Source organism: Caballeronia udeis (assembly GCF_044909315.1).
In the GTDB taxonomy this organism is placed as follows: Bacteria; Pseudomonadota; Gammaproteobacteria; order Burkholderiales; family Burkholderiaceae; genus Caballeronia; species Caballeronia udeis_A.
Window position 1 is genome coordinate 271,043 of record NZ_JBIYEB010000010.1, and the last position, 6,000, is coordinate 277,042.

Here is a 6,000-nt window from a genome sequence, read left to right on the forward strand (position 1 = left end):
GCAGACGGACGATCCGTACCCCGGGAGCCAAAGGTTCCCGGCGGCGGCCATCTGGAGGAGACATGGGACTACATGCACCCGCTGCAACCGGCGCTGAGAATGTCGGTGAGCCCCAGCCGCACCGGCCGGCAGTATATGGCCTGGCGCTGGCTGCCCTTGGCGTGGTTTATGGCGACATAGGCACCAGTCCGCTGTACACCCTGCAGACAGTCTTCGATCCCGCCAACGGGTTGAAGCTGGAACCGGCCAATGTGATCGGCATTGTCTCGCTGATCTTCTGGTCGCTGACGGTGGTCGTCTCGCTCAAGTACGTGACGCTCATCCTGCGTGCGAACAACCACGGCGAGGGCGGAATCATGGCGCTGCTGGCGCTTGCCGCGTCTTCGGTGGCGAGTCGTCCACGACTCCGTCATGTCCTGCTGGCCGTCGGTGTGATGGGCGCGGCGCTGTTCTACGGCGATGGAGTGATTACGCCAGCCATCTCGGTGCTGAGTGCGGTTGAAGGGCTGCAGGTCGCAACGCCGCTGCTCAAGCCCTATGTCATCCCCATTACGCTGGCCGCGCTGATCACGTTGTTCATGATGCAAAAGCACGGGACGTCCGGCATTGGCGCGGTGTTCGGGCCGATCATGGTGGTGTGGTTCATCGTGCTGGCCGGAGCGGGGCTCATCCAGATCCTGAACGCGCCGCATATCCTCGTCTCGCTCAATCCGCTCGCGGGGCTGGCATTCTGCCTGCATCACCGGTGGTTGGCGTTCGTTGCGCTGGGGGCCGTCGTGCTCTCGCTGACCGGGGCGGAGGCGCTCTATGCCGACATGGGGCATTTCGGCGCGCAGCCGATCCGGCTCACGTGGTTCGGCCTGGTATTCCCGGCGCTCGCATTGAATTACCTGGGTCAGGGCGCGCTGTTGCTGGCCGATCCGTCCGCCGTGCAAAATCCGTTCTATCGATTGTTCCCGGTATGGTCGCTTTATCCCATGGTGGTGTTGTCGACGATAGCCACGGTGATCGCCTCGCAAGCCGTGATTTCAGGCACCTATTCGATGACCAAGCAGGCCATGCAACTAGGCTTCCTGCCGCGTATGAACGTGGTGTACACGTCGGCGAAGGAGATAGGGCAGATCTACGTTCCGGGCATCAACTGGACCTTGCTGGTCGCCGTGGTGGCGGCTGTGATCGGGTTCGGTTCATCGACTGCACTGGGGTCGGCCTACGGTATTGCCGTTACCGGCACCATGCTCATCACGACCATGCTCACGTTTTTCGTGGTGCGTTATGCGTGGAATTACAACTGGTTCCTGTGCGTGGGGGCCACGGTATTTTTCTTTGTGATCGACGCTACATTCTTCTCGGCCAATCTGCTCAAGATCACGCAGGGCGGCTGGTTCCCGCTCGCTATCGGGCTGCTCATGTTCGCCGTCATGACCACCTGGGGACGTGGATGGGAAATCATGCTGGGGGAAGCCAAGGTGCGGGCCGGGACTACACCGCTGAAGCCGTTCCTTGAAGGGCTGCTGGCTCGCTCGCCGGTGCGGGTCAGCGGGACGGCGATTTTCCTGTCGCCCGATCCCAATGGCGTGCCGCATGCGCTCCTGAACAACCTCATGCATAACCAGGTGCTGCACCGGCGAGTGGTGTTCCTGACGGTGGCGAACAAGGAGGTGCCGTGGGTTGAGGAGCGGGAGCGGGTGTCGGTGCAATTGCTGTGCCGCGACTGCTATCACATCACGATCTCATACGGTTTCAAGGACGAGGTCAACCTGCCGCGCGCCCTTGAAGCATGCAAGGCATACGGCCTTGTGTTCGAGCAGTCGGAGACGTCCTACTTCCTGAGCCGCGCGACCGTGATACCCAAGCAAGAGAGGGAAAGGTGCATGGCGCTGTGGCGTGAGCGATTGTTCGGCATCATGCTCCACAACGTCGGCAACGTTTCCGCGTATCTCAAGTTGCCGACTAACCGCGTGGTTGAATTCGGATCGAAAGTGGAGATTTAAGGTTCGGACGCTTGAGTATCTGCCGGCCGCCTCGCTGTTTGCGAGGTGGCCGGCAGATTTCACCGCTCTTCGCCGTAGCCGCCACCGCCTGGTGTCTGGATGACAAAGACATCGTCGGGATTCATCTGCGCCTGATGGCGCGCGCCGAAGCTTTCACGCCCGGTCCCGCCCGCTCGTTCGACCCAGTTCACCCCGAGCGCACCCGGCTTGCCGCCCGCGAGTCCGAACGGCGCGACACGACGCCGGTTGGACAGGATCACGGCGGTCATCGGCGCGAGGAAACGTACCCTCCGTTCGGTGCCGTCGCCGCCCGCATGCAGCCCCGCCCCGCCGCTGCCGCGCCGGATACGGAAGTCGTCGAGACGTACCGGAAAGCGCCACTCGAGCACCTCCGGGTCGGTCAGCCGCGAGTTCGTCATGTGCGTCTGGACCGCGCTGCAACCATCAAATGCGGCGCCGGCGCCTGCGCCGCCGCAGATGGTCTCGTAGTACTGGAACTGCTCATTGCCGAAGGTGAAGTTGTTCATCGTGCCCTGTGCCCCCGCCATCACTCCAAGCGCACCGTAGAGGGCGTCGGTGACGACCTGCGAGGTCTCGACATTGCCCGCCACCACCGCTGCCGGATAGTGCGGGTTGAGCATCGATCCTGCCGGAATGCGGATCTCCAGCGGCTTCAGGCAGCCGGCATTAAGCGGGATATCGTCGTCTACCAGCGTGCGGAACACATACAGCACCGCTGCCTTGCAGATTGCCGATGGCGCGTTGTAGTTGTTCGGCTGCTGCGCGCTCGTGCCCTCGAAGTCGATCACGGCCGAACGCGTTTCGTGGTTGATCGATACCGCCACCACGATCTTCGCGCCGTCGTCGAGCGCGTATTCGAAGCGGCCGTCCTTCAATACCGACAGCGTTCGCCGCACGACTTCTTCCGCGTTGTCCTGCACGTGCCGCATATAAGCGCGCACGACATCCAGGCCGAACTGCCCGCACATGCGTTCAAGCTCCTGCGCGCCCTTCGTGCAGGCGGCAACTTGCGCGCGCAGGTCGGCCAGGTTCTGTTCGACGTTGCGCACCGGATACGGGCCGGAGGTCAGCAGGCTGCGTATTTCATGGTCGAGAAAACGCCCTTGCGCCACGAGTTGAATGTTGTCGAGCAACACGCCTTCCTGGTCCACATGGGTGGAGTCCGGCGGCATGGAACCGGGCGTGATGCCGCCGATATCCGCATGATGTCCGCGCGCCGCCACATAGAACGTCGGCGTGGGACTGGCGTCGACGAACACCGGCATGATGACGGTCACGTCCGGCAAATGCGTGCCGCCCGCGTACGGCGCATTGAGGACGTAGACATCGCCGCCTTGCATGGTGCCCGCGCGCCGGTCAATGATCGTCTGCACGCTTTCGCCCATCGATCCAAGATGCACCGGCATATGCGGCGCGTTGGCGATCAGGTTGCCGCCGGTGTCGAAGAGCGCGCACGAAAAGTCGAGACGCTCCTTGATATTCACCGAGTACGACGTGTTCGCCAGTGTCACGCCCATCTGTTCGGCAATCGACATGAACAGGTTGTTGAACACTTCAAGCAGCACGGGGTCCGCTTGCGTACCGGCTGCATGACGATTGACGAGCGCGGTCGTGCGTTCGACTACGAGATGGTTGTGCTTGCTCACCACGACTTGCCAGCCCGGTTCGACCACCGTTGTCCCGGTACGCTCGTTGACGATCGCCGGGCCGTCGATACGCGCGCCGGGCGCCAGTGCATCGCGATCGAAGACGGGGGTATCGCGCCATTTGCCGCCCGAGAAAATACGCGTGGTCGCGAGCGCTTCCGGATTCACCGATGCCTGCTCGGCCAGCGGCCACTGTTCGTCTTCAGCGTCCTGCGTGCGGCCGATAGCTTCGACCGCGACGGCTTCGATGATCAGCGTCTTGTTCGGCATGAGGAAGCCATAACGCGCGCGATACAAGCGCTCGAACGTGTCTGTGATCTTCGCCGGTTCCGTTGAGAAGTCGATTTCAAGCGCGGTGTCCGTGCCGTCGTATTTGATATGCAGCGTGCGCCGCAACGCGATGTTGCCGACAGGAATGCGTTGCTCGGCGACTTCGTTTCGCGCTGCCGTTTCAAGCGGTTCGAACGTGTGGTCGCAAGCGGCGAGTGCTGCGCGATCCAGCGGCGTTTCAAGCGCCTGTTGCCGCAGTGCGCGGACATCGGCGAGACCCATGCCGTAGGCGGACAGCACGCCCGCCAGCGGATGGATGAACACGCGGGTCATGCCAAGCGCATCGGCGACGAGGCACGCATGCTGACCGCCCGCGCCGCCAAAACACGCCAGCGTGTAGTGGGTTACGTCGTAGCCGCGCTGCACGGAGATCTGCTTGATCGCGTTGGCCATGTTTTCCACGGCGATCTTCAGGAAGCCCTCCGCAATTTCTTCGGGCGTTCGCGCGACGCCGGTCGCGTCTTCCATTGCCGCCGCCACTTCGGCGAACTTGCGTTGCACGACATCGGCGTCGAGCGGCAGGTCACCGTTCGGCCCGAATACGCGCGGGAACCAGCGGGCGCTGATCTTGCCGGTCATCACGTTGCAGTCGGTCACGGTCAACGGGCCGCCGCGCCGGTACGAAGCCGGTCCGGGATTCGCCCCCGCGCTCTGCGGGCCGACGCGAAAACGCGCGCCGTCGAAGCTGCAGATCGAGCCGCCGCCTGCTGCGACCGTGTGGATCTTCATCATTGGCGCACGGATGCGAACGCCTGCCACTTCGGTGGCGAACTCGCGCTCGTACTCACCGGCGTAGTGTGTGACGTCGGTGGATGTGCCACCCATGTCGAAGCCGATGATCTTGTCGAAGCCCGCGAGCCTGGATACCTGCGCCGCCCCCACGATGCCGCCGGCCGGTCCCGACAGGATTGCGTCCTTGCCCTGGAAACGGTGGGCGTCGGTGAGGCCGCCGTTGCTCTGCATGAACTGCAGCGGCACCGCGCCGAGATCCGCTTCAACCTGCCCTACGTAACGGCGCAGGATGGGTGAAAGGTATGCGTCGACCACGGTGGTATCGCCGCGCGATACCAGCTTCATCAGCGGGCTGACTTCGTGACTGACCGAGATCTGCGTAAAGCCAATCTGCTCCGCAAGCTCCTTGAGCTTTTGTTCATGCGCGGTGTAACGGTAGCCATGCATCAGCACGATTGCGCAGGAACGGATGCCGTTATCGAAGGCGCATTGCAACGCCTGGCGGGCCTGTTCGACGTCGAGTTCACGCACGACTTCGCCACGCGCGCCAATCCGTTCATCGATCTCGACAACTTGCTCGTACAGCAGCGTGGGCAATTCGATCTGCCGCACGAATAGCTTCGGCCGGCTTTGATACGCGATGCGCAGTGCATCGGCGAAACCTTTCGTGATCGCGAGCACTGTTGGCGCGCCCTTGCGTTCGAGCAGCGCGTTGGTTGCGACCGTGGTGCCCATGCGCACGCTGTCGATCAGTTCGGCCGGCACGGCTTCATGGCTTGCGATGCCGAGCAACTCGCGGATGCCATGCACGGCGGAGTCGCGGTATCGCTCGGGGTTCTCCGACAGCACCTTGTGCGTGACGATGCGGCCGTCGGGGCGGCGCGCGACGATGTCGGTGAACGTGCCTCCGCGGTCGATCCAGAATTGCCAGCGGCGGTCGTGGGAGGAGTTGGTCTGCGACATGGGAGTAATCCTTGGAAATATTGTTCGCACCGGTGGACGGGTTTTGGGGGTTTTATGGGCTTGAGGTTAGCGGTCGGGGTTGGTGTTGAGTCGCCAGGTTCCGGGGTTAGCGGTCGGAGTCAATGCCGGGGTGCTAGGTTCCGGTGTTAGTGGTCGGAGTCAATGCCGGGTTGCTGCTTTCGGCGTTAGTGGTCTGCGAGAGTCGGATTTTCTCTTCATGAGGGTGTCCCGGATTTTGTGTAAACGGGTTTTCGTTTAACGCGGCGACATCCGGTCTTCGAACTGGATAGTGAAGCGGTTTAGGGCCGCCTTCC

3 protein-coding genes are annotated in these 6,000 nt (G+C 62.7%); 1 reads left to right on the plus strand and 2 read right to left on the minus strand.

Features of this window, described 5'->3' with window-relative positions; all coding sequences use genetic code 11:
• Positions 1-62: 62 nt before the first annotated feature.
• Positions 63-1,994 (plus strand): potassium transporter Kup, encoded by a 1,932-nt coding sequence (locus tag ABH944_RS18660; RefSeq protein WP_404608100.1) that lies wholly within the window; start codon positions 63-65, stop codon positions 1,992-1,994.
• A 59-nt stretch (positions 1,995-2,053) separates the two neighbouring features.
• Here ABH944_RS18660 and ABH944_RS18665 read toward each other — a convergent pair whose 3' ends face one another.
• Both ABH944_RS18665 and ABH944_RS18670 read right to left on the minus strand, forming a co-directional pair.
• Positions 2,054-5,686 (minus strand): hydantoinase B/oxoprolinase family protein, encoded by a 3,633-nt coding sequence (locus ABH944_RS18665; protein WP_404608101.1) that lies wholly within the window; start codon positions 5,684-5,686, stop codon positions 2,054-2,056.
• A gap of 133 nt (positions 5,687-5,819) precedes the next feature.
• Positions 5,820-6,000, minus strand: a 181-nt coding sequence (locus ABH944_RS18670) for a hypothetical protein (RefSeq protein WP_404608103.1), incomplete at its 5' end; no start/stop codon positions are given.